The sequence below is a fragment of the Maribellus comscasis genome (genome assembly GCF_009762775.1).
GTDB lineage: Bacteria > Bacteroidota > Bacteroidia > Bacteroidales > Prolixibacteraceae > Draconibacterium > Draconibacterium comscasis.
The window spans coordinates 6,227,174-6,248,866 of sequence record NZ_CP046401.1; the positions used below are offsets into that span (position 1 = coordinate 6,227,174).

Below are 21,693 nucleotides of genomic sequence, written 5' to 3' on the forward strand. Positions count from 1 at the left end.
AATTATGAATTTTACTAAACTAACTAACCTGGTTTTAATTTGTATCTTCTTTTTTAGTTGTGGTACTGCAAAGTTGAAGCAGAATGATTATACTGTTTTAGTTGATCCAATGATTGGAACCGGAGGCCACGGACATACTTTTCCGGGAGCAACGCTTCCTTTTGGAATGGTGCAGGTGAGCCCCGATACACGGAGGGAAGATTGGGACGGATCCTCGGGGTATCATTATTCCGATAAAACCATTATGGGATTCAGCCAGACACACCTTAGCGGAACAGGAGCTCCGGAATATTGTGATGTGCTTTTTATGCCAACGGTTGGTGAAGTGCAAATTCTTCCCGGAGACGAAAATGATTCAAAAACGGGATATCGTTCTGCTTTTAGTCATAAGAATGAAAAAGCTTCCCCTGGTTATTACAGTGTTTTGCTCGATGATTATAATGTACTGGCAGAAATGACTTCGACAACGCGATCAAGTATGCAGCGTTATACCTTTCCGCAATCAAACAGCGCAAACATTATCATCGATTTAAAAAACCGCGACCATGTGCTCACATCCAATATCGAAATCATCAGCGATACCGAAATTCAGGGTTTACGTAAATCCCGCCGTTGGGCAACTGAGCAGTTCGTCTATTTTTATGCAAAATTTTCAAAGCCGTTTCGTACGTATGGTATTGCATTAAACGATACTATTGTTGATGGAATTAAAAAATCTAATGGTCAGAACATCAGGGCTTTTGTACAATTTGATACAAAAAAGGATGAGCAAATTCTGGTAAAAGTTGGTATTTCAGCTGTGGATATTGAAGGTGCCAAAAAGAATTTGGAAGCTGAAAATCCGGGCTGGGATTTTGAAAAAGTAGTTGACAAGGCAAAAGAGGAGTGGAATACTTTTTTATCGAAGATTGAAGTAGAAGGTGGGACTGAAAAAGAACGCAGGATTTTTTACAGTGGTTTGTATCATACGGCCATTGCCCCCAATATTTTTATGGATGTTGACCGCAGATATCGCGGTGTGGATCATCAAATTCATAAAGCCGAAGGATTCGACAATTACACGGTTTTTTCACTTTGGGATACCTTTCGTGCCAATATGCCATTATACACGATTATTGATCCTGCACGCTACAATGAATGGATTAAAACATTTCTCGAAATGTATCGTATTGGTGGCAGGCTGCCTCAATGGGAGTTAGCCGGAAATTATACAGGTGTGATGATTGGTTATCATACACATTCAGTCATTTTGGATGGTTACAAAAAAGGAATCCGCGATTTCGATGCTGAACTGGCTTTGGAAGCTATGAAAAAGCGGGTGGAAAGCATTCCTTATTTTAATGATTTGGGATTTATTCCGGCAGATAAAGTAGGAGGTTCTGTTTCCATGACAATGGAGTATGCATACAACGAGTGGGCCGTGGCGCATATGGCAAAATCGCTGAATAAAGAGGACGATTTTCAGGATTACATTTACCGATCTCAGTTTTATAGAAATCTGTTTGATTCTTCCACTGGTTTTATGCGACCAAAAAATTCAGATGGATCATGGATAACGCCTTTTGATCCGGCAGAAGGAAGCGAACATTTTGTAGAGGGAAATTCTTACCAATATAGTTTATTTGCCCCTCAGGATATAAACGGCTTAATTGATTTGATTGGCGGAGATGAAAAGTTTATTGCCTGGATGGACACACTCTTTACCAAAGAATCTATTCACGACGAAGGTGCAATTGATGCAACCGGTCTGATTGGCCAGTATGCTCATGGAAACGAACCAAGTCACCACATGGCATATTTGTATAATTACGCCGGTGCTCCCTGGAAAACACAATCGATGGTTCGGCGGATTCTGGATACCATGTACGATGACAAACCCAACGGATTGAGTGGAAATGAGGACTGTGGTCAGATGTCGGCATGGTATATATTAAGTGCGATGGGATTTTACCAGGTTTGTCCGGGAACACCAGATTATGTGATAGGAAGCCCTGTTTTTGATAAAGTAACCATTCATCTCGAAAATGGAAAGGACTTTATAATACTGGCAAAAAATATTTCTGCCGAAAACAAGTATGTTCAAGCTGTGTCCCTGGATGGAAATCCTTACACAAAATCATGGTTTACGCATAACGATATTTTAAATGGTTCAAAACTGGTGTTTGAAATGGGAGCCTCGCCGAATAAAAATTGGGGAGCAGCATCGGAAGACCGACCGGTAAGTGAGGATTATAAAACAGCTGTTGAATTGCCTTTCGCTACTACCAATGATGAGTACTTTTTACACGAAGCCTCGGTAACCTTAGGCTGCAACGACAAGGATGCCAAAATTTATTACACAACCGATGGAAGCCGGCCAACCAATAAATCGAATCTTTATAGCTCACCTGTTGAGGTGTATGAAACAACAAATTTGAGGTTTGCAAGCTATAAGGACGGCATATTACCAAGTGCTCCGGTATCGGTAAAACTGAGTAAACTGGAATTTGAAGATTATAAAAATTATGAAGGTGAAAAGATTTTTCGAAAAGGTATCGAATACAAATACTATCATGCACATGTAATGGAAGAAAATGACCTTGAAAAGCTAATTCCGCTTGAAACAGGTATAATTCAAAATTTTACTATAAAACAGCGCAAGCGGGAGGATTATTTTGGGTATATTTATTCTGGATATCTGCATGTTTCGAAAGACGGTATTTATACATTTTCAATAAAAGTAAACGATAAATGTACCTTGTACCTGGATGGAAAAGAGTTCTTGCGTGGCGGTTTTAAGACTATTGCTTTACGAAAAGGAAAATACAAAATTGATGAAAAATATTTTCAGCTGGGGGCAAAGAAATTCAATATAATAAGCTGGCAGGGACCTGATTTTGAAATGCAGGAAATACCCGCCGGTGTTTTGTTTCATTAAAAATCTACAATTAATTCTAAAATCGGTACTTATGAAACGTACATTATTTTTTCTTGCTGTTATAGCATTTTTTTTAACAGAAAGTTGCAGCGATGAACCCAAATGGCAATCTTTTTTTAACGGTGAAAACCTTGATGGCTGGACCGTTCGGGGAGACGCTGCCTGGACAGTAGAAAACGGCGTTTTAAAAGGTGAAGCTGACTTCGGGCATATTTATGCCGATCCTGTACTTGCTGATTTTGAAGTAAAAGGTAAATTTAAAATTTACAGTACAGGCAGAGATGCTAACAGCGGGCTATATTTTCGGGCCAACCCTCCTGTGGATAACCCTGATGGTTTTCCAAGAGGTTACGAAGCACAAATTTGTCATACACAGAAAGCCCACACGGGATGGTTATGGAAACCTGGTACACCCACGGGTGAAGCAACGGCAAATCTTACAAAAGATGGCGAATGGTTTGATTATCGGATTAAAGCAGTGGGAAGCCATATTGAATTCTGGATTAACGACCAGCCGGTAATGACTTATGATGATGACGAATACAAACAGGGGCATTTTGCTATACAGATGCACAATCCGGGAATGGTTATCGAAGCAAAAGATTTATATTACCGAGATTTAAGTCAGGAATAGATTATTTTTTATTTCGAATCAACCAAATCTCAGAAACTTGAGAACCTCGTTCTCCTTCTCCGCAGGTCCATCCGAAAGTAACTTTTCCATCGGAAAGTGCCTTTTGCGGAACAGGAAATTCGTAAACAGGTTGAATACCGGTTTGTATTAGTTCATGCACCACAAAGTCATCAGCCGTCATTTTTATTTTTGAACGAAACCGTCCGGTGTAGGCTACTCTAATTGTATAACTGCTTTTCTTGTCGAGATTATCGTACCGTATTTTTAACGGCTGATCATACAATGTTGTAACTTGGTTCATCCATGCCATTGGAGACGATTTTCCTTCAAATCCTTTGGCTGTTACCTGATGTACCCATTCTTCTCCACGAAGACCTACACCAAAACTTACACGCGGCGAAGTCAAATTCCCGGGATCTTTTTCCCACGAAATATTGGAAATTACTCTTCTCCGGCTTCCCGGCGAGCCAAAATCGTCATAAAATCCGCCGGGGCCGGGATCTGTACGATGAAGCATTTTTTCCAAGGCATGAAGTCTTTCTGTTTCACCGGGTAGTTTCTTTATCGTTTCCAACTGATCGAGCATCCACATTGCATCATTTAAAGGCAGGTCGATGTTGTCGATAAAGTTACCGCGGCCATCCATTGCATGATGTTTTTTCACGGTTAGTTGTGCTCCAATACTTTTAAAAAGTGAATCGGCAAGTGCAAAACAGCGTTCTCTGATTTCAGGGTATACCGCTGATTTTTTTGCATGATATAACATTTCTGTTGCCTGTTCGATGGCTTCGGTAGTTCCTGTTTTTTCTGCGCTGCTTATTATTTCACGTGCGTGTTGTTCCAGTTCAGTTTCAGAAATCAGCCGGCGAAATTCGTAATAATCAAAGTAAGCCCGCAATAGCCCCATTTGAAAACGAAAGTTTTGCATTGCCGTTTCAGGTACTTTTTGTTCCAATGCTGCCCATTGCTGAAAAGTTACAGGCACACCATCATTTGTTAATAACGGCCCCTGGATATTTTGTTCCAGCGCCATAAAAGCCTGCGCAATTTCTTCGCTGTACTCTGAGCTGATAAAATAGCGGGAGTATTCGCGTAATATTTCAATTTCCGGTGTTTCCGGATTCCAGTCGAGCTCGCTCCATATAAATTTATTTACATCATCGTTTGTGCCTTCGGAATAACTGATACTTCCCTGTGCAAATTCATCAAAAGCGTTATGAATTGTTTTTTCATCATGTGGTCTTGGATTTATACATTCACGGCCCAATGTGATTGCGTAGGCCAAATCCCATTGAGGAACCGGGTATTGGGAGCTTAAACTGTGTGTAATATCAGGGTAACGGCGGACAGGAATATCCGGGCCGATAATTTTCCTGATTTCAGCAATTGGTGTTTTAATCCACGGGCCAAAAACCACACCTCCGAACCACGAGTATTTTTTGTTTACATGTGAATAAAATGAATCAAACCATTCCTGTGTTGGCCTGAAAACCTGAGGTGAAACCCAAATTTTCGCGGAGGGATGATATTGGTGTAAAATTTCTGCTTCCTTTGCCAGCCAACTGAAAAGTACGTCGGGTTCCAGATCCCCGGGATCGCCGCCAGGAACAAAAAGATGGTCAAGTCGGGAAACAGCTTTAAAAACTTCTTGTCGTTCATCGAGTTCTTTTTTTATTGAGTCAGGATGCATATAGTCACTTCCCATATTGGGATACCACATCCAAACATCCATTCCATAAGAATCGCAAATTCTTGATTGTTCTGCAATCATATCAATTGCAGGCATTTTCATATGCACACTGGTGAAGTCGTCGTCGGTGCGCGGTGGCATTATTTCGATACTGTTGGCACCAAAAACCGCAAGGTCCCGAATATACTGGTCATACATTTTTGGTGTCCAGGCATCGTATGCATTAGTTTTTGGTCGGTATCCCAACTGGTGTCCGCGAATAGGGTAGGCCGGCGATGATGAAATATTTAAATCAGCAGAAACTGAAATTTTACCTTTCTGTATTTCAAGTTGGCGCAAAAATTTACCGATTCCATATAAAACTCCACGTGCGTCTTTTCCAACAATTAAAACTGTTTTTGATGATTTAGGCACAACAATTTTGTATCCTTCATTTTTTGTTGAAGGTATCGAAGAAATCAATTTTTGATATTCTTCAGGAAACTTTTCAATTTGTTCTTCCAGGCCAACGGCAATAATTGAGTTTTCCGATTTTTTCCATTTTCGGCTGACAGAGAATTCGATACCGCATCTTTTGTCCACTTCTTCCTGCAAAACAGAGAGCGCTTTTAAAACATGCCTGTCATTTTTTTCAAAACATATGATTTGGGCATCAGTCAGATCAATTGTTTGTGAGAATCCTTTAGCTAACCCAAAGAAAATCAGGCTAAAAAGAATCAACCATTTTTTATTCTTGAAATTCATCATCATTGTTTTCAGTAATAATTGTTTCACAAAATCAGTTATATAATTTTGGATTCCATATTGCGCATTCGATAAAGCGTTCGGGTTGTGCCGAATCCTCAAAATAATAAACAGTAACCACCTTTCCATCTGGTCGCTGCACACTTCGCACATAGCCTATGTCTCTTCCTGAACCGTTTGTTCGTAATACAATTGGTTTGCTCCAGGTTTGGCCCCCGTCGGTACTCAGTTTTGCACAAATACTGTAAGGTTTTTCACGATAGCCGTAGGTCAGACAAAGGCGTCCGTCTTTTAGTTTTATCAGGCTGGGAGGGTTTCCTTCGCCCGTATCATCTACCGGTTTTCCCAAATAGCTCCAGCTTTTCCCGTTGTCCTTGCTTAACCACGAATCAATATAACGGCTGTTTTTCCGCTCTTTTTCTGACAATTCAAAGTAGTCTGTCGTCTCGCTTCTTACCCTTGAGGTCAGAAGCAATTCATTTTCAGAAAGTCGCACGGTTGATGGCATAATTCTGAAGCCTTTTTCCGGTTCGTCGCCCACATAGGAAACCAGCTGCCAGGAAAGCCCTCCGTCATCCGTTCGAGCAACAAAAACCCGACCTTCCTGATCGTTTGATTTTGATGCAGTTAAAAAAGCCACACAACTGTTGTAGTCTTCAACCATATAATCAATACGTGCGGCAATCTTTTTATTTCCATCAACCTCCAGACTAAATGGTCCTTTCCATGTATGTCCTTTATCGTATGAATAATAAAATATTGAAGGGCCGTGGTTCATGTTCAACATCCAGAACTTTAGCACAAATCCGGGATTCGAAAAGTCCATCGGTTTGTTCAGTTTGGAAACGGATTTCATATGTTCAGGATCGGGTTCAGTACCATGCAATGAACTGCCTCGCGCAATCATTACCCCTTCTTTACCGGGAGCTTCAATGGTCCACGTTTTGCCACCATCAAATGACCGTGCAAACATGTGTTCCTCCGGTTTTTCCCTATCGATATTGTGCATGTGTTGCCCCAGATTTTTGTGGTAGCCTCTTGCAAAACCGACCAGGATTTCATTTTCCCAGCTCCAGATGCCGTTGTTTGCCGGCCAGCCACCAAACCGCCCGGGTTCATAATAAACTTTTACATGTTGGATTTTTGCGCCCGGTTCCTGCCCGAAAGCGTCTGAAATCAACAACGCAAGTAGTACAAAGTATATCAATTTTAAATATTTCATTTTTACCACTCTCCTTTACTTCCAAACTTTTCTTTTACTGCTTTTTTAAAAAGAGATGAAGCCTTATTTATATCTTTCAAAATTTCACTGTTCGTTTTTCCGTCTGCATTTCGTGCTGCTGCAATCACCGTATTGCATTCGTTGTTATCCATAAAAATAGCTGCTTCCAGCAGGTTTTGTTCATCTTCTTCAGGGATAACAAGAAAACCATGTTTGTCGGCATGAATAAGTTGCCCCGGTTTTACTTTGCGGCCAAAAACTTCAACCTCGCAATTCCATCTGACGGGCGTTGAATAGGCATGACCTACAGACAAACGTTTGGCCAAGGCTTTAAATCCGGCGTTTGTCATTTCGTCCACGTCGCGGATACTGCCATCGGTAATGGTGCCTACACATCCTAAAGTCCGATGTACATTACTGTTTACTTCTCCCCAGAAAGATCCAAAGGTATTGGGTTTGTCCAAATCCTGAACAACAACAATTTTGGGCCCCGGAACTGAAGCTACATATGCTCTGTAATCACTCCATACATCCGTATTTGTTTTTTGATGAACCGGATTTCCCGGCTCAATAACGAGCGTAATTGCATACCCTGCCATTGGACCCATTTGTGGCATAAAATCAGTGCTTTCCTCCAGGTTGAATCCTTCTTTTCCGGCATCCGATTTTGTGAGTTGCTCCCACCCGTTGTAGATGGTTGGTGTGTTCCAACGTTTTAATTTCAATAGTTCTGAATGTGGAATCATAATTGGATTAGTGCTTTTTAAAGTTAGTACAAAATAGAAACGATTACATTTCTGCCTTGAATTATAAACTTAAAGATTTCTGCCTTTTAATGCTTCTGGAATTTTATGAGAAATACATGATTATTTGTTAATTTGATGCAATTAAAACGTAACAGGGTGAAAAACGATAAAATTTAATGTGCTTTGAATAAGATTGATGAATGATAATTTGATTCATTATTGTTATTTTAATTGGAGTTTTAATGAATTCAGAAAAATAGAAGTTCGTCGCTATGAAAAGGATAATAAAAATAGTAGGTGTTTTATTTTTGGTGATTGTGATTGTGTTCTTGGTTCGGAGTTATTTGAACTTGAAAGATCGTCATCCCGTTTACTCCGCTAATTTGAAAGTAGATGGTTCTGATGATTTGCAATTAAAAGCTGGTTTTGCAGCAATTTCTGTTACACCAGAGGTTCCGGACCGTTGGGAGGATAAAAATGGTGACGCAAAATACAACCCTAAAGACGGAGATACTTTTACTGATAAAAATGGAAATGGTGTTTTTGATGCGGTTTGGATTGCCGGTTTCAGTAATAAAAAACCAGCAAACGGGGTACACGACGATATCTGGGCTCGCACATTTGTTGTTGACGATGGAAAAACAAGGTTGGCTATTGTTGCGCTAGACGCCATTGGTTTTATGAACGACGATGTTATTGATGTGCGGAAAATGATACCGGAAGAGGCTGGAATTACATATACCATAATTACATCAACACATACGCATGAAGGACCCGATCTACTCGGGTTATGGGGGGAGTCGCCGTTCAAGTGTGGTGTGGATGAGGAGTACATGAAGTTTGTAAAAAGTCAGATTGTAAAGTCGGTTGTTACCGCAGCTCAAAAATTAAGGCCCGCCAGGTTGGAAATTTCAGAAGATTTGACAGGAGCCATTCCGCTGGTAAAGGATACACGTAAACCTGAAGTTTTTGATTCAGGCCTCCGACTGATAAAAGCAATTGACAAGGAAAATGAAAATGTACTTGGAACACTTGTGTCGTGGGGAAATCATCCGGAAACTTTGTGGAGTAAGAACTTATTGATTTCATCTGATTTTCCGCATTTTGTACGCGAAGGTATTGAGAAAGGTGTTTTTTATAACGACAGTTTAATAAAAGCCGGGGTAGGAGGTGTTTGTGTCTACATAAACGGAGCGGTTGGAGGATTAATGTGCACTCATCCTTCTCTTGTCGTAAAAGATCCGTTTACCGGAGAAGAGTTTGCCGAGCCTTCGTTTGAAAAAGCTGCGGCTGAAGGAAAACAGTTGTCGTTACTGGCCCTAAATGCAATGAATAAGCCTGCAACTACTATCGATTCAGCAAGTATTTCGCTGTTGGTTCGAACGATTTCACTGCCCATTGAAAATAATCTATTTAAGCTGGCTACTGCGCTTGGTGTGATGGACAGGGGAACAAACGGGTGGATGAAAATGCGTTCTGAACTTTCGGTTTTTAAAATCGGGCCTGTGTCTTTTGTCACAATTCCAGGTGAAATTTATCCGGAGATTGTAAATGGAGGTGTAGAAAGTCCTGAAGGAAACGATTTTGGAATTCAGCCTGTTGAGGAACCGCCAATTCGCGAAATGATGGGTGGAGAATACAAGTTTGTTTTTGGTTTGGCGAACGATGAAATCGGATACATTATCCCCCGGAGCCAGTGGGATGTAAAAGCTCCTTTTACTTACGGAAAAGACAATTCTCCCTACGGCGAAGAGAATTCACTGGGCAAAGAAACGGCGCCTCTTTTACATAAAAACATCTCTGAGATGTTGTTGGAATTAAAAGAAATGTAAATCAAAAAGTCGCAAATAATGGCTAAAAGGGTGTTAAATCAGCTACTAAAAATATTTCTGGTCTTTCTTGCCGCTTTTATTGTTTTAATGTTTACTCCAAGAGCTATTGGCTTTCTTTTTCCTGAAAAAGCACCCATTGGTTACCATTTTGAGATTCTGGATTATTTGGCGATTGGCGTAGGGCTGGAAAAGCTTGTTGATATGGAGCCGGAAGTTCCGGAAGAAATTGAAGCTTTCAAGAATATTGAATACAAGACTGTAAAAGGGAAATCTTTGCAGCTTGATGTTTTTAAACAAAAGGATTTGGAAGAAAAAGCACCGCTGTTGATTTTTATTCATGGGGGAGGTTGGAGAAGCGGCAAACGGCAGGATTACTTGATTTATTTGCTCGACTACGCCCAAAAAGGGTATGTGACCGCTACAATTTCTTACCGTTTAAAAAAGGATAGTATTTATCCTGCGGCGGTTGAAGATGTGATAGATGCGGTGGATTTTCTCTTTCAAAATGGAGACAAATGGGGTTATGATACCTCGCGAGTTGCTTTGGTTGGTGGATCGGCTGGCGCACATTTAGCAATGTTGGCTGCTTATGGTTGGGAGAATCCGCGAAAAAGAAAACAGGCTCCCAAACACAATGTAAAAGCTATTGTAGATATTTACGGACCGGTTGATATGACTACTCCATATGCCCAAACACAACCCCTGGTTACTGGTTTTATAGGTCACCCTTACAATAAAAAATCTGAATTGTTTTGGGAGGCATCGCCGGCAAAATACCTAAACAAAGATTTGCCCCCTACGCTTATTTTGCAGGGAACTTCAGATAATCTTCTTCCTCCCGGCCAGTCGGATACTTTACACACAAGGTTGGATCGGCTCGGAGTCGCAAATGAGTACTACCGCTTACCACTTTGGCCGCATGCAATGGATATGGCTGTTCGTCCGAATAAATACATGCAGAAAAAAATGGATGCGTTTTTTGAGCAATATGTAAAATAAAGTGAACTAAAAATAATAAACAGAGGCTATCCGAAATAAATCCAATTTCTATTCAATAAAATCTGACAAGAAGATCTTCATTTCGGTCCTGAACTATCCTCAAACAGACGCCAGATTTTAAAAATTCCCTTGTTGTGGCTTAACGATTTTACCGGTGAAAGTTGCAGATAGTTTTTACGAATTCTGTTCACCTGCTCTAAATTGTTTTGCATATTTTCCTGAATACTGATGTTTTGAATTTGCAGTGCTACAACAGTTTTTAAAGTTGTAGCGCGAATTCGCATGGAATGACAGGAATATTTTGCCGGGTGAATGTGAATGTATCTTTGGGGATTAATGCTTTGTTTAATAATCCACCGGGAAGAATCGCTTAAATCTATTTTCCGGTACTTAGCGCTTCCCAGCCACAATTTGAACCTGCTAAAATCGGTAATGTTTGTTTCCCTGCAAAATGCAACGATTTCCTGACAAATATTTTCTTCGCTTAAGCTCCCGATATAAAAATCGAACAAATTTTCTCCGAGAAAAAGCATCTCCTTTTCAACGACATTCCATTCTTCTGTCTTCCATTTTTTTATCTGCTGTTTCAAAAAACGGAAATGATGTTTATGCACATTAAATGTTATAGGAACAGGAATTTTATACACAATTAAAAATGCTTTTAAAAACAAAACAATAAATTTACCACAAAACAATAGATATGGCACTTTTACCGCTCCACGATTTTTTTGTGTTTAACGATTCCATTCAGCAGGTTTCATCTTTTGTCCCTTCAGAGAATGAAGGCGGCATTTATGAAGTTCTAAGAGTTGTTGACGGAATTCCCTTGTTTCTGGAAGACCATTTGGACAGATTTTATGCTTCATCCGGAATTGCCGGGAAATCAATTCGTTTTAATGAAATTCAGATTGAAAATTTATTGAACCAGCTAATTGAATACAATAAAGTTAAGAAAGGGAATATTCTGATTTCCTGTAAAAATAATCTTAAGGCATTTTTTATTGCGCATAATTACCCTACACCTGAAATGATAAAAAACGGGGTTTCATGTGGGATTTTAAAAGCTGAAAGGGAAAATCCGAATGCTAAAGTTTTTCAGACGACCGTCAGACAGCAGGCAAATCAGCTTATTGAAGAAAATGGTTTTTATGAAGTTCTGCTTGTAGACGGGGAAGCAAGAATTACCGAAGGGAGTCGAAGTAACGTATTTTTTGTCAAAGATAATTCTTTGTTTACTCCTCCCGCCAGCGAAGTTCTTTTGGGAATTACGCGTCAAAAAGTGCTTGAACTGGCGATTAAAAACGATCTGAAATATTCAGAAGAAGATATTTTGCTCAGGGATATAAGTTCGTTTGATGCCGTTTTTCTAAGCGGAACTTCGCCCAAAATATTGCCGGTTAATAAAATAGAAGCCTTCTTTTACAATACTCAAAATAGTGTAGTAACCAAACTTATTGAGAGTTACGAATCTTTGATAATGCGTTATATTTCAGATAAGAAAAACCGATAGTTTTCAACAAATGAGGTTGTCCCAAAAGTAAAATAAATTGAAATGAAACTTTCATTTTATAACCGGCTTTCGTTTTACCCCTCCAAACCTCCCCTAAAAAGGGAGGCTTAAAGTCCCCTACAGGGGATTTAGGGGTAAGAAACAGAGCTGTTACTTACAAATTGTAAGTTAATTCCATTATGAAATGACTTTTTGGACGACCTCATTTTATATCAATAACTTAAAGTCTGTCTTTTAAAATTTCGCCCACTTGTTCGTAGTCAATATCTGCTTTTTCTCCCAGTTTACTTTTCCTTTCCTGAAACCGGGTGGTAATTTTTCCAATGGTTTTTTCAGGAACATCATATTCCGGAAGCGTGGTAGGCACACCAAGCGATTCAAAAAAACCGATCGTTTTTTCTATTGCTTTGTTTATTTTTTCATCGTCGTTACCTGACGAAACGCCCCAGATACGTTCACCGTATTGCAGAATTTTGTCTTTTTTATTTTCCCGTTTTACATTCATCATTCCGGGAAGTACGATGGCCAGTGTGCGTCCGTGGTCTATCCCGTGAAATGCAGTTAGCTCATGCCCAATCATGTGTGTTGCCCAGTCCTGTGGCACTCCAGTTGCAATCAAGCCATTTAGCGCCATAGTAGCACTCCACATAAAGTTGGCAGCTGCATTGTAGTCATTTCTGTCAGCAAGAACTTTTGGGCCTTCTTCAATAAGTGTAGTTAAAATGCTTTCCGCAAAACGATCCTGTATCGGAGAGTTTACAGGGTAAGTTAGATATTGTTCAAGTACGTGTACGAAAGCATCAACTACTCCGTTTGCCACCTGTCTGTCGGGTAAAGAAAAAACACATTCCGGATCAAGAACAGAAAATTGAGGCATGACTTCCGGTGAGCCAAAAGCCATTTTTTCCTGTGTTGCAGCTTTGGTAATCACCGAATTTCCGTTCATTTCCGAACCGGTTGCCGGTAGTGTAAGCACGGCTCCAATCGGCAATGCTTTTTCAACATTTACAATATACCTTTGTGAAAGAAAATCCCAGGGATCACCGTCGTACAATGCCCCGGCGGCAATAAATTTTGTAGCATCAAGTACTGAACCACCGCCAACAGACAACAGAAAAGTTATGTTTTCTTTCTTTGCCAACTCGATGGCTTTCATACAGGTTTCGTAATGCGGATTTGGTTCAATTCCTCCAAATTCAAAAAAATCAAAGCCGTTCAGTGCTTCTTTTATCTGCTTATAAACACCGTTCTTTTTTATACTTCCCCCACCAAAGGTCATCAATATTTTTGCATTTTCAGGTATTTCTTTTTTTACAGAAGGAATTGTTCCTTTTCCAAAAATAATTTTTACAGGATTTTTGTATTCAAAATTATTCATATCAAAAACTTTTAGTTGTTACGTTATTTTGTGTTTCTTTTAAAAACTTAATATTTGATGATAAATTTATCCTAAAATGAGGGAAAAATCAAAGGTTAATAAAGAGAAACCGGATTTTGTTGCGCAAATTCCGGAATATAGTGATGAGGAGATTCTGGAAATTTTAAAAAAAAGAAATCATTATCAGCCCGATGCCGCCCGTTTAGCCATTAACGAAGCCTTAAAGAGAAATTTGATAAATACAGAGGATGATTTATTACAGATGGAATATCGGGTAAAGCCTTTGAAAAAATCTTTTTTCCCGGAAATAGATGACGATACTCAGAAGAAGAAAATCAGCAGGAGTATTTCACGCGGGCTTTTTATCGCAGGAATTATCCCCCTAATATTTGGCCTTATAAAAATAAATGAAGGGCAACAGACAGAAGGTGGAATTGTAATTGTTGTCGGCATTTTATGGATGGCTCTCGCGGCACAAACAATTCGGGAGGTGAAACCAGGTACTCTGCGTTTGTTTTTAATTTTTCTTGTTATTGCTGCCGTTTATATTTTCAGGATTTTTTTGAAATTAAAGTCATTTATTTTTATGGACTTGTTTATTGTTGCCACTATTTATGGTCTGACAATTTACGGACTTTTGTACCTTATGAAATTGCATGCAACAAAAAAACCGAAGTCATAAAATAATTGAATTCTATTGTTCGTCTATTATTTACCTCTGTTTATCGAAATAAGAATCGATAATTAGACAAGCACGATTACATTTGAAAACGTAAAAATTAAAAAGCTATGAAACTTTTCGGTTTAATATCCGCATTTATTTTAGTTGTTTTTTCCAACGTAGGTTATGCCCAAAATGATGATAATTGGGAATCGAGAACTTACGAATTAAGCGATTTTAATGAAATAAAATTGGAGGGTGGTTATCGTGTTTTTCTTATTCAGGGAGACGAAAATTCACTTTTGGTAAGAGCATCCGATGATGATGTTTTTGATTATCTGAAAATTGGTAACAGCACAGAATCGTTAAGGCTTAAAATAGACAGGGATCATTTTAATTTCGACAGAATTAATCTTTACATCACCTTCAAAGAATTGGAAAGAGTTGATATTGAAGGTGGCGTAAAACTGAAAACCAAAGGTTACCTTGATTTAAATGATTTTTCGATGCATGTGGAAGGTGGTGCAAAAATAGAACTCGATATGAAAGCGGAAGATGTTGAAATTATTGGAGAAGGTGGCGTTCTATTTGAACTAAGCGGAGTAGCAGAGACTTTGGATGTTCATGTTTCCGGTGCCGGACATATTGATGCCAGCGAATTAAAGACCAAAGATGTAACATTTAAAGTTGAAGGAGTCGGAACGGGCAGTGTTTATGCTACCGACAATTTATATGCTAAAATTGAAGGCGTAGGAAAAATAAAATACCGCGGACACCCGGAAGTAACAAAAGATATTGAAGGTTTGGGCAGTGTAACGAGCAATTGATTTAATTTATTATAATCTTTTCACCGGCTTTTCGATAGCCGGTAAATTATTTCTTATGGTTTGGTTTAGGTTTAGTAAAAGAGGCTACTTGTTGAAGTAGCCTCTCGTTTTTTATTGTTAAATTTTTGAAAAAATCAATTTATTTGATCATCTCCCGGGTGGGTACCATTTCAGGTTCAACGTACATTTCTTTGCCAAAACGTAAAAAATCTTTTGAGCTTTTAAATCTTCTGAATGAGATTCCATCATCACCGACAGCTGATTTTGTGCTATTCCCCTCAATATAGTTAAGCGTAAGTTTTAAAAGAGTTTCATCTTTATCGCCCAATTGTTTTAAATTCAAAACACTTTCCTGCCCGCTGATATCCGGAACCAATCCATCCGAGAAATCTGAATATCCATTTGAATTTGCAATTTTTAGCGTAATAGGTTGCATTGCCCAGCTGTGATTGGGATTAACATTATTATCATCGATCCAGTCTCTGATGGTAAAAGACCCCACATTTTTCCCTGTGGTATTTGTGCCAATTTGTATAACATCAATATATGCTGATAAGCCGTTAATAAGCAACTCGCTGGCTGAAGCAGTGTTTGACGATGTTATGACATACAGTTCGTTAAGGTCTAAACTCACTATCGGCGTTTCAGGCGTTGTAACTGTTTGGATAAAATTTCCTTCGGCATCTTCCAGATCCCAATCTTGTTCTAAAATTACATCAGAAAAATAGTAGTTGAAATAATCTCCTCCGTATTCGTCCCTAAAGTAGTTTTGAAGCAAATTGTTGTATTTATATTTGGCAAAAACCTGACTGGTATTGGTACCGTATATCATACTTGCCAAATACATGGATGTTTGCACTGACCCTCCTCCGTTATATCTTAAATCGATAATTAGTTTCTCAATTCCCTGGTCTTTCAATTTTGAAATAGTACTGTTAAGAAGAATATCGTATGAATTATTCAGTGTTTTGTCGTAAGCAGAAGTAAATCCGTTGTATACGAGATAACCCACATTTAATCCACCCACATTATAAACAGTATCCAGTAAAATAGGGTATTCCTGCAACTCTACAGCAGTCATCGTATGTTCAATTCCGTTCCCTGAAAATGTGTTGTTTTCGTATTTAGCCATACCAAGCGAGTAAGTCTGCTGCGTGAACAACAATTCCTGGTAATTTAAGGAAGTCAGTTGTGTTCCGTTTACGGTAAGGAAAAAATCACCACGTTTTATTCCGGCCAGATCCGCAGGGGAGCCTTTTAAAACATACCGTACATATCCAAATATATTATTGCTGTTGTCTTCGTAGTAACTCAGCATAAAATCAAATCCCATTGACTCGGAAATTCCGGTAAGCCAGTTGTCAATTTCCTGTGAATTATCAACGATAAATGACCACTTATCAACGGTTCCGTACTCATATAGTAAATCGTAAAAAAGTTCTTCCGGGTCGGTGTATGTATTTAAAAATGCATTCAAACTATCGTCATCTTCGAAATCGGTATTTACAAGATTTGATACATTACTTACCCAATAATAGTATGTTGCCAGTCCTTCCCAGATAAATTTATTAACTTCATCAGCTTCCGGTATTTCTTCTTCATTATCAATCGGATCCGGTTCCGGAATAGGATCATCTTTTGAACAACCTGCAACAAATAAAGCTAGGACTAAAATCAGCGAAACGTTCCAAAACAAAATTCTTTTCATGACCATGGGTTAAATTAATAATTTTCAAAATTAGAAAAAAAACTTGCTAAAACTGGCAAACTAATTGTACAATCATTTTTTATAAAGTCAACTTAATATGCGACACAACTATTTTTCAATCGTATTACTAATAACGTTAGTAATTTTAAATGTGAGATGTACATTGCAGAAAAAAGCAATAAATGTGCCATTTGAAATTTCTGATGCATCCTATTTTTCATGGGCAGTTGATGAAGAAGAGCGCGGAACTACAGTTGAAATAAAGCTAAAAAATATCAATGCTGAAGTTCATTTTGATTCCATTGTTTTCAGAAACGTGATGTTACCGGTTCGTATCACCGCAAACAAAAAGGGAGTTCAGTCCCTCACTGCAATATTATCTTCAGGAAAATCACGGATTTCCGTTCCAACGCAACATGTTGATAAGCCCGATCAGTTGATATTTCATCTCGAAGGGAAAAGAGATGTGCATCTGTTGAACAATATTAACAGAAAGGATATGGTGTATTACTAAAAAATCAGGCTTTTTTTTCCTCTTCTTTAGGATATTCAATCCGAATATGATAAATGTTTATCAGTTTTTCCAGAAGTGTCGCTTTTATGATATTTATATCGTTAAAGGTTAATTTCGAGTGATCCAATTGTTTGTCGGCAATTTTCTGATCAATCATATTATTGATAAGTCCTCGTAAATTCTCCAGTGTTTTTTCTTTCAAGCTTCTGGAAGCTGCTTCAATACCGTCAACCAACATGACCACGGCTGCTTCTTTACTTATCGGAAGCGGACCGGGGTATATAAATGTATCTTCATCCACTTTTTCATCCGGATGTTCCTGCTGGTGTTTTAAATAGAAATATTTGGCTTTTGTTGTACCGTGGTGGGTGGCAATAAATTCAACGAGTGACTCAGGTAGCTTGTGTTTTTTTGCCATTCTTACCCCGTTTCTAACGTGGTCGATAATTATTTCTGCACTTTGTTTATAGTCCATCCGGTCGTGAGGATTCATTCCCACAGCCTGATTTTCAATAAAAAAAGTTGGCTTCGCAATTTTCCCTATGTCATGGTACAACGATCCGGCACGAACCAAAAACGGATTGCCTCCGATTTTCAGGATAACTTCTTCAGCCAAATTAGCTATTTGCATTGAATGTTGAAATGTACCGGGTGCTTCTTCTGCAAGTTTACGTAACAAGGGTTGGTTACTGTCTGAAAGTTCAATCAATGTAACGTCGGAGATAAAACCAAAAAGTTTTTCAAAAATATAAATCAACGGATAAACCAGAAGAATAAGCAGGCTGCTTAACGCAAACCACTGCAGCATTTGGTAGTTATAAGCGATAAATGTTCCTTCGTGAATCAGGTTCAGAGCGGAGTACACCAGTAAATAAGTGAGAAAAACCCAAATGGTTGCCATTACAAGGTGAACTCGTCTGTGCATTTTGTTAAGGCTAAAAACAGCTACTACACCTGCAGTGACCTGCAGAAGGATAAATTCGTAATTATTTGGCGCATAAAAACCAATAAGAAGTGTAGTTATGATAAGCATAAAAATAGCGGTTCTGGAATCAAAAAATGTTCGCACAACAATCGGAAAAATAGCCAGGGGAACCAGGTAAATATGAAGATTGGGGAAAGAGTTAAAAAAGCTGGCCAAAAATACCATACTTACCATAAACAATATAAGAAACAACAGTCTTCGGAAACCATCCAGCGTGTCGCGTCGGTATATATATAGAAAAGTAAATATCAATCCTAAAAGCGAAAGGATCAGGATAATTTTGCCTACAGAAACCGTGTAACGATCAAATCCTTTTCCCCGTTCCTTTTCGTAACTGGCTTTCAGCGATTCCAGAATCTGGTATTTTTCACCGGTAACAATCTCTCCCTGCAAAATAATTCGTTCACCCATTTGAACCATACCACGTGTGGGCGATATATTTTGAGTAATTTCATCTATTTCCTTTTGCGTAGTTGTTGCATCGTAAATTAAATTAGTGGTGATGTAGTTTTCAATGATAATGTCACTTAACCACTCGTTTAATTCCGGATATCTTTCTTTTATATTTTCAATTTCATTATAAAACTCGTTATATGCTGTTTTTTCTGAATAAACTTTGTCTGTTGAAATTTTTGAAACCAGGGTCCCCGTTCGTTTCCTTATTTCCGTTTTGCCCAAGAGTTCGTCATAACTTGCAGAAGAGTGCTGTAAAATGCCATTTGTATAAATTGTTTTCAACTTGTCTGAAAGTATTTGGAATACTTCCTCTTTTTCATCCTGAATTGAATCCCCGGTTGGGTTAAAACTGGTTCTCAGTTCGTTGATTTTTTGATTCACAACGGCGGTATCAAAGCTAAAATAGGGAACAACTGCTTTTAATTGCTCCGCTTTCTCATCTTCAATTTCTTTTGGAGTTTTTGAGATAGCAAAATCAAAAGGGGCAACCAAATTATCATGTCTCCAGGGAAATCCTTTTTGATATTCGTACTTGAATTTAGGCTCTCCCGGCAAAATTAAAAACAGCAATACAGCGGCAATCAGGAAAACAAACAGCCAGTAAAGAACTCTGGTATATTTCATTAATCGTTCGTGAAATTTACTCATATTAGCGTACAGTTATTTCAAACAAAGTTAATAATCACAAAACGCATTATTCATTTGTGAAAAAAGAATGTAGAAAAATGTTAAACACCACGTTTTTCCGACTCTAATTTTTCATAGTTTTGTGAATAATCGGGTAAAGCAACACATTTTGTTTTACAAAATAAAATTAACAAATTATTTTGATGAACTACGGTATTTCCAGTCTTAGTATTATTCCGGTCAGAAAAGAGCCTTCAGAAAAAAGCGAAATGGTGACTCAGATTTTGTATGGAGAACATTTTGAAATCAGAGAACAAATGGTGGGGTGGTCAAATATAAAACTGGCATACGATGGTTATGAAGGCTGGATAGACAGCAAAATGATAACGCCGCTTACCCCAAGAACATGGAATAAAATTGAAAGAAGCCCGTTTGCGGTTACCGGTGATATTTTTGCCATTATTCCGGTGAACGAAGAACAAAACCTGATGTTAACAGCCGGAAGCACTTTACCTGTGTGGAGGCCTTATAAAAAAGAGTTTTCAGTAAATAAAGAAAAATATAAACTAAATGGTGAAGTGTTCTATGGCGAGTTAAAGGATCCCCGGAATATTGCCATAAAACAAGCACTGAAATATTTTAATGCTCCCTATTTGTGGGGAGGGAGATCGCCGTTTGGTATCGATTGCAGTGGATTTACCCAGGTGATTTATAAAATGATTGGAATAAAAATTCCGCGCGATGCCGGTGAGCAGGTAAAACATGGGATGGCGCTTAGTTTTGTCGATGAAGCGGAACCAGGAGACCTTGCTTTTTTTGATGACGAAGAGGGAAATATTGTTCATGTAGGTATTATTTGGAAAAGGAACAAAATTATTCACGCATCAGGGAAAGTGCGTATCGACAATGTTGATCAATTTGGAATTTTTAATGTAGATACGAAACGTTATACCCATAAAATGCGTGTAATGAAAAAAATAATCCAGTCAAATGGAACGAGTTAAACTGTTGATTTATATTGTAATTGTAATTGCTGTCGTCTACCTGGTAGTAAAACATTGGAGGACAGGAAAGAAAAATTAGTTTGCTGTGTTTCGTGTTGGTTTCCATTTGCAGTCGTCACTTTCATTAAAAATAAATTAAATGTTTAAAAGGAATTATTATTTTGCCTCGTTCCCCGTTAACTCACTCACTTAATCAAAAAATACCAGAATTTATGTATACTTATCAATATCCGCGCGCAGCTTTAACTACCGATGCAATTGTTTTTGTCAGGGAAAAAAACTCAACTTTTGTTTTATTGATTGAACGAGGAAGAGAACCTTTCAAAAATAAATGGGCGCTTCCGGGTGGTTTTATCGAAATGGATGAAACACTGGAACAGGCATGCATCCGTGAACTGGAAGAAGAAACCGGATTGAAAGTTGAAAAAATAACGCAGTTTAAAACTTACGACGCCATCGATCGTGATCCGCGTCACCGTACAATTTCAGTAGTACATTCAGTTGAATTAAAGGAAAAAGAACCCGTAAAAGGCAGCGATGATGCTGCCCATGCCGCCTGGTTTCCCATCGATGATTTACCCGAATTGGGATTTGATCATCAGCAAATTCTGAATGAGTTTTTTGAACTTTCCTCCTGAAATTAAGGAATAAACTATTTTAAAGTATTTACAATTTCCTCTTTTTCTTTTCTGGGAGATGCTGATGAAGCAGCATCAACTTTTTCGTCGATATGCCCGATTCTTAATGCTGAAACGGCTCTGTAGCCTTCAGGAATACCAAACTCCTGTTTTTTTGCATTGATATTTCTTACTGGTCCGGTGTAAATATGAGCGCCAAGCCCCAGGCTCTGAGCTGCCACATACATATTCTCAGTTGCCAGTGCGCAGTCAAAATCTACATTAATTCCTTCCTGTGTTGATGCAGAGCCGGAAACAATGATTAGAACGTTGCCGGGAACCGGATTGCGAACAATTTGAGAAATGAGGTTTTCCTCATAAATCACGGTGAATTTCCACAATTGGCTGTTTCTTGCACTCGGTGCTTTTATTCCGCATTCAAGAATCAAATCAATAGCCTTTTCTGAAAGAGGTTCTGAAGAGAAAGCTTTTACCGAATAACCCGAAAGTATCGTTTCTGTTACGGTATTTTCGCTGCTTTTCTGTCCAAAAGTTTGAAATGCAAGAGCCATCGCAATAACAAAAAGAGATAAGTTTGTTTTCATTTAGATTGTGTTTTATG

The 21,693-nt window shown here is 38.6% G+C and carries 18 protein-coding genes; 10 read left to right on the forward strand and 8 right to left on the reverse strand.

Going from position 1 to position 21,693, the window contains the following annotated elements:
* Window positions 1–4 precede the first annotated feature (4 nt).
* Entirely contained in the window at window positions 5–2,917 is a 2,913-nt protein-coding gene (locus tag GM418_RS25100) for a GH92 family glycosyl hydrolase (RefSeq protein WP_158870069.1), read from the forward strand.
* A 31-nt stretch (window positions 2,918–2,948) separates the two neighbouring features.
* Window positions 2,949–3,551, forward strand: coding sequence for a 3-keto-disaccharide hydrolase (locus GM418_RS25105; RefSeq protein ID WP_158870071.1), 603 nt, complete (start codon window positions 2,949–2,951; stop codon window positions 3,549–3,551).
* 1 nt (window position 3,552) lies between these two features.
* Here the strand turns inward: GM418_RS25105 and GM418_RS25110 are convergent, their stop codons facing one another.
* The 3 genes from GM418_RS25110 to GM418_RS25120 are packed head-to-tail and all read right to left on the reverse strand — an operon-like array spanning window position 3,553 to window position 7,953.
* Window positions 3,553–5,991: an alpha-glucuronidase family glycosyl hydrolase gene (locus tag GM418_RS25110; protein ID WP_217447596.1), complete on the reverse strand. Its 2,439-nt coding sequence runs from the start codon at window positions 5,989–5,991 to the stop codon at window positions 3,553–3,555.
* 28 nt (window positions 5,992–6,019) lie between these two features.
* The gene (locus tag GM418_RS25115; protein WP_158870073.1) at window positions 6,020–7,207 is read right to left on the reverse strand and encodes a sialidase family protein; all 1,188 of its coding nucleotides are present in this window, start codon (window positions 7,205–7,207) and stop codon (window positions 6,020–6,022) included.
* 2 nt (window positions 7,208–7,209) lie between these two features.
* Entirely contained in the window at window positions 7,210–7,953 is a 744-nt protein-coding gene (locus tag GM418_RS25120; RefSeq protein WP_158870075.1) for an RraA family protein, read from the reverse strand.
* 272 nt (window positions 7,954–8,225) lie between these two features.
* Between GM418_RS25120 and GM418_RS25125 the strand changes: the two genes are divergently transcribed.
* Both GM418_RS25125 and GM418_RS25130 read left to right on the forward strand, forming a co-directional pair.
* The gene (locus tag GM418_RS25125; protein ID WP_158870077.1) at window positions 8,226–9,785 is read left to right on the forward strand and encodes a neutral/alkaline non-lysosomal ceramidase N-terminal domain-containing protein; all 1,560 of its coding nucleotides are present in this window, start codon (window positions 8,226–8,228) and stop codon (window positions 9,783–9,785) included.
* An 18-nt stretch (window positions 9,786–9,803) separates the two neighbouring features.
* Window positions 9,804–10,784 carry an alpha/beta hydrolase gene (locus GM418_RS25130; protein WP_158870079.1) on the forward strand — a complete coding sequence of 327 codons (981 nt, stop codon included), beginning with the start codon at window positions 9,804–9,806 and terminating at the stop codon, window positions 10,782–10,784.
* Window positions 10,785–10,861: 77 nt separating this feature from the next.
* Here GM418_RS25130 and GM418_RS25135 read toward each other — a convergent pair whose 3' ends face one another.
* Window positions 10,862–11,374 carry a hypothetical protein gene (locus GM418_RS25135; RefSeq protein WP_158870081.1) on the reverse strand — a complete coding sequence of 171 codons (513 nt, stop codon included), beginning with the start codon at window positions 11,372–11,374 and terminating at the stop codon, window positions 10,862–10,864.
* 110 nt (window positions 11,375–11,484) lie between these two features.
* Between GM418_RS25135 and GM418_RS25140 the strand changes: the two genes are divergently transcribed.
* The gene (locus GM418_RS25140; protein WP_158870083.1) at window positions 11,485–12,294 is read left to right on the forward strand and encodes an aminotransferase class IV; all 810 of its coding nucleotides are present in this window, start codon (window positions 11,485–11,487) and stop codon (window positions 12,292–12,294) included.
* Window positions 12,295–12,514: 220 nt separating this feature from the next.
* On the opposite strand, the gene GM418_RS25145 is transcribed toward GM418_RS25140, so the two are convergent.
* Window positions 12,515–13,672, reverse strand: a complete 1,158-nt coding sequence (locus GM418_RS25145) for an iron-containing alcohol dehydrogenase (RefSeq protein ID WP_158870085.1) — start codon at window positions 13,670–13,672, stop codon at window positions 12,515–12,517.
* Window positions 13,673–13,748: 76 nt separating this feature from the next.
* Between GM418_RS25145 and GM418_RS25150 the strand changes: the two genes are divergently transcribed.
* The gene (locus tag GM418_RS25150) at window positions 13,749–14,354 is read left to right on the forward strand and encodes a hypothetical protein (RefSeq protein ID WP_158870087.1); all 606 of its coding nucleotides are present in this window, start codon (window positions 13,749–13,751) and stop codon (window positions 14,352–14,354) included.
* A gap of 107 nt (window positions 14,355–14,461) precedes the next feature.
* Window positions 14,462–15,160 (forward strand): head GIN domain-containing protein, encoded by a 699-nt coding sequence (locus GM418_RS25155; RefSeq protein ID WP_158870089.1) that lies wholly within the window; start codon window positions 14,462–14,464, stop codon window positions 15,158–15,160.
* Window positions 15,161–15,299: 139 nt separating this feature from the next.
* Here the strand turns inward: GM418_RS25155 and GM418_RS25160 are convergent, their stop codons facing one another.
* Window positions 15,300–16,868 carry a S41 family peptidase gene (locus GM418_RS25160; RefSeq protein WP_158870091.1) on the reverse strand — a complete coding sequence of 523 codons (1,569 nt, stop codon included), beginning with the start codon at window positions 16,866–16,868 and terminating at the stop codon, window positions 15,300–15,302.
* Between the two features lie 163 nt (window positions 16,869–17,031).
* Here GM418_RS25160 and GM418_RS25165 point away from each other — a divergent pair, with 163 nt between their 5' ends.
* A complete protein-coding gene (locus GM418_RS25165; RefSeq protein WP_158870093.1) occupies window positions 17,032–17,382 on the forward strand; it encodes a hypothetical protein in 351 nt (116 codons plus the stop codon).
* Window positions 17,383–17,386: 4 nt separating this feature from the next.
* On the opposite strand, the gene GM418_RS25170 is transcribed toward GM418_RS25165, so the two are convergent.
* Window positions 17,387–19,471, reverse strand: coding sequence for an HD family phosphohydrolase (locus tag GM418_RS25170; RefSeq protein WP_158870095.1), 2,085 nt, complete (start codon window positions 19,469–19,471; stop codon window positions 17,387–17,389).
* A 182-nt stretch (window positions 19,472–19,653) separates the two neighbouring features.
* Between GM418_RS25170 and GM418_RS25175 the strand changes: the two genes are divergently transcribed.
* Together GM418_RS25175 and GM418_RS25180 are read left to right on the forward strand one after the other, a co-directional pair.
* Window positions 19,654–20,454, forward strand: coding sequence for a C40 family peptidase (locus GM418_RS25175; RefSeq protein ID WP_158870097.1), 801 nt, complete (start codon window positions 19,654–19,656; stop codon window positions 20,452–20,454).
* 212 nt (window positions 20,455–20,666) lie between these two features.
* The gene (locus tag GM418_RS25180) at window positions 20,667–21,092 is read left to right on the forward strand and encodes an NUDIX domain-containing protein (RefSeq protein WP_158870099.1); all 426 of its coding nucleotides are present in this window, start codon (window positions 20,667–20,669) and stop codon (window positions 21,090–21,092) included.
* A 14-nt stretch (window positions 21,093–21,106) separates the two neighbouring features.
* Here the strand turns inward: GM418_RS25180 and GM418_RS25185 are convergent, their stop codons facing one another.
* Complete coding sequence (locus GM418_RS25185; RefSeq protein WP_158870101.1) at window positions 21,107–21,676, reverse strand: nitroreductase family protein; 570 nt, start codon at window positions 21,674–21,676, stop codon at window positions 21,107–21,109.
* Window positions 21,677–21,693: the final 17 nt, after the last annotated feature.

Coding starts and splice junctions, on each gene's coding strand:
- GM418_RS25110 (WP_217447596.1), bottom strand. CDS start 5,991: ATGATGATGAATTTCAAGAATAAAAAATGGTTGATTCTTTTTAGCCTG.
- GM418_RS25115 (WP_158870073.1), bottom strand. CDS start 7,207: ATGAAATATTTAAAATTGATATACTTTGTACTACTTGCGTTGTTGATT.
- GM418_RS25185 (WP_158870101.1), bottom strand. CDS start 21,676: ATGAAAACAAACTTATCTCTTTTTGTTATTGCGATGGCTCTTGCATTT.
- GM418_RS25175 (WP_158870097.1), top strand. CDS start 19,654: ATGAACTACGGTATTTCCAGTCTTAGTATTATTCCGGTCAGAAAAGAG.
- GM418_RS25140 (WP_158870083.1), top strand. CDS start 11,485: ATGGCACTTTTACCGCTCCACGATTTTTTTGTGTTTAACGATTCCATT.
- GM418_RS25145 (WP_158870085.1), bottom strand. CDS start 13,672: ATGAATAATTTTGAATACAAAAATCCTGTAAAAATTATTTTTGGAAAA.
- GM418_RS25155 (WP_158870089.1), top strand. CDS start 14,462: ATGAAACTTTTCGGTTTAATATCCGCATTTATTTTAGTTGTTTTTTCC.
- GM418_RS25170 (WP_158870095.1), bottom strand. CDS start 19,471: ATGAGTAAATTTCACGAACGATTAATGAAATATACCAGAGTTCTTTAC.
- GM418_RS25105 (WP_158870071.1), top strand. CDS start 2,949: ATGAAACGTACATTATTTTTTCTTGCTGTTATAGCATTTTTTTTAACA.
- GM418_RS25160 (WP_158870091.1), bottom strand. CDS start 16,868: ATGAAAAGAATTTTGTTTTGGAACGTTTCGCTGATTTTAGTCCTAGCT.
- GM418_RS25150 (WP_158870087.1), top strand. CDS start 13,749: ATGAGGGAAAAATCAAAGGTTAATAAAGAGAAACCGGATTTTGTTGCG.
- GM418_RS25120 (WP_158870075.1), bottom strand. CDS start 7,953: ATGATTCCACATTCAGAACTATTGAAATTAAAACGTTGGAACACACCA.
- GM418_RS25180 (WP_158870099.1), top strand. CDS start 20,667: ATGTATACTTATCAATATCCGCGCGCAGCTTTAACTACCGATGCAATT.
- GM418_RS25125 (WP_158870077.1), top strand. CDS start 8,226: ATGAAAAGGATAATAAAAATAGTAGGTGTTTTATTTTTGGTGATTGTG.
- GM418_RS25130 (WP_158870079.1), top strand. CDS start 9,804: ATGGCTAAAAGGGTGTTAAATCAGCTACTAAAAATATTTCTGGTCTTT.
- GM418_RS25100 (WP_158870069.1), top strand. CDS start 5: ATGAATTTTACTAAACTAACTAACCTGGTTTTAATTTGTATCTTCTTT.